The sequence below is a fragment of the Neisseria sp. P0009.S007 genome (genome assembly GCF_051962515.1).
In genome coordinates, this window is the sequence record NZ_JBQCVF010000253.1 from 1 (window position 1) to 1,831 (window position 1,831).

Genomic DNA, 1,831 nt, shown 5'->3' on the forward strand with positions numbered 1-1,831 from the left:
ACCAAGTTCTTTCATCAGTTTTTGGGCTTTATATAGAATATCGCCTTCAGCTTCTTCAATCAGCCCTTGTAATGTTTCTCGAGCTGCCTCAGGATCACCGATTTCGATATACATCTTGGCCAAATCATATTTAGCCTCGAGCGGAGCAGTCATACCAACTGATTCTGAAACAAAGCCTCTTTCGCTATTGCTTTTATCGGCGGCCACTGAAACATCTTCATCTTCCCATTCCAATGCACCTTCTTCAATCACAAACTCGGAAGCAGCTTCTTCTTTCTCTGCTTCTTCTTTGGTTTCTTGAATTTGCACGTCCTGATCTTGTTTCACATCAAATGGCAGTGCATGGTCGTCTGAATTTTCAGGCGTTTCTACTGTAAACTCTAGCGGCTCTTCATTTCGCTCAGGCATGACAACAGATACCGGCTGATACGGATTTTCCGGCTCAGGCTCGTACACGCTTTCTGTCGACTCGATATTATCCCAATCCGCATGACGGCGTTGCTCTGTTTCTACATCCTGTGTTACCGCACCGGAAAGAATGCCTGCCTGACTATGGTCAATCTTACCCAAGTCAAGTTTGACATCGTCAACATTGGAAGATTCTTCTACTTCATTGATTACCACATCATCTTCAAAATCGTCTTCAATCAGCAGGCCGTCTTGAGTTTTTTCAGACGGCATTACTTTAGTTGCAGCAACCGCAGCAGCTGAAGCAGCAACATTTTTCTGTACAGCCTTCTCTTCATCCTTACGGCTTACAGGTGCCGCTTCCAGCTCGTCTTTACGTTTACCGGCAGCTTTCAACAACAACCAAGCAGCAATAAGGGCTGCACCGCCTACCAATAACCATTTCCATAAATTGCCGTCTGATTCGCTTTCTGTTTGCTCTGCGACAGAATCAGTGGTTGCAACAGGCTCAGAAGCCACTACGTTCTCTTGAGCATCAGAAGCCATAGCTTCTTGAATATCGGACGTAGGAACAGTCGATGAGGCATTTTCATTAACCGTTGCAGATGCTGCTTGTTCTGTTTGTTCAGCTGAAGCTTGTTTCACTTCTTCCTGTTGCTGTGTATTTACGCCAGCATCTTTGACCTGAGCTTCAGTTTGAACCTCAGGCTGAACAACAGGTTTTTCTGTTTTAGCTTCTGTTGCATTGGCGGTTTCATTGCCTTTCTCTACTGCTGTATTGGTTTTAACAGGAGCAGAAGCAGCCAAACGTTGCAATTCGCTACGGTTTGGAATATTCAGCACCTTACCTGCCAACATACGGTTAGCATTATTATCGATAAACACATCCGGGTTGGCATTTACCAAAGCCTGGATGGTTTGATCCAAAGTCATACCTTGCGGACGGATGCTCGACGCAATGGCAATCAGGGTTTCACCCGTACGTACCAAATGCTGCCTGCCTAAACGTACGGCCGTATCGTTTTTAGCAGGGGTCGTCTGAACTTGTTTTTTCTCAGCCTTACGTTGCGCATCTTTACGCGCTTGAGTTGCCTGATTACCTGCTGCTTTATTGTTTTTCGTTGCAGGCTGTTGGGCATTGCGCGTCGGCTCGGAGGATTGAGATTCAGCAGCCGGACGAGTACGAACAGATGCAGCATCTTTAGAATCATATCCGGCCGGATCGATAATAGCGGTGTATTCACGCGATTGCGCGCCGACACCTACTTGGAAAACCAAAACAGGATCTTTGATGGCTTTAGAAGAGCGGATGGTAACGACTGCCTTATCGCCCAATTTGCGTACCGCTGCGCGCAAATTGCCATTTGAAATAGTGGCCTTACCGCCATTAAGTAGAGCCTGAGCTTCCTCGCCAGTCACAGTG

General features: G+C 46.6%; 1 protein-coding gene. It reads right to left on the bottom strand.

The features are described 5' to 3' along the window. The coding region (locus ACTHS3_RS12180) for a FimV/HubP family polar landmark protein (RefSeq protein WP_440368056.1) at positions 1-1,831 on the bottom strand (1,831 nt) is incomplete at both ends.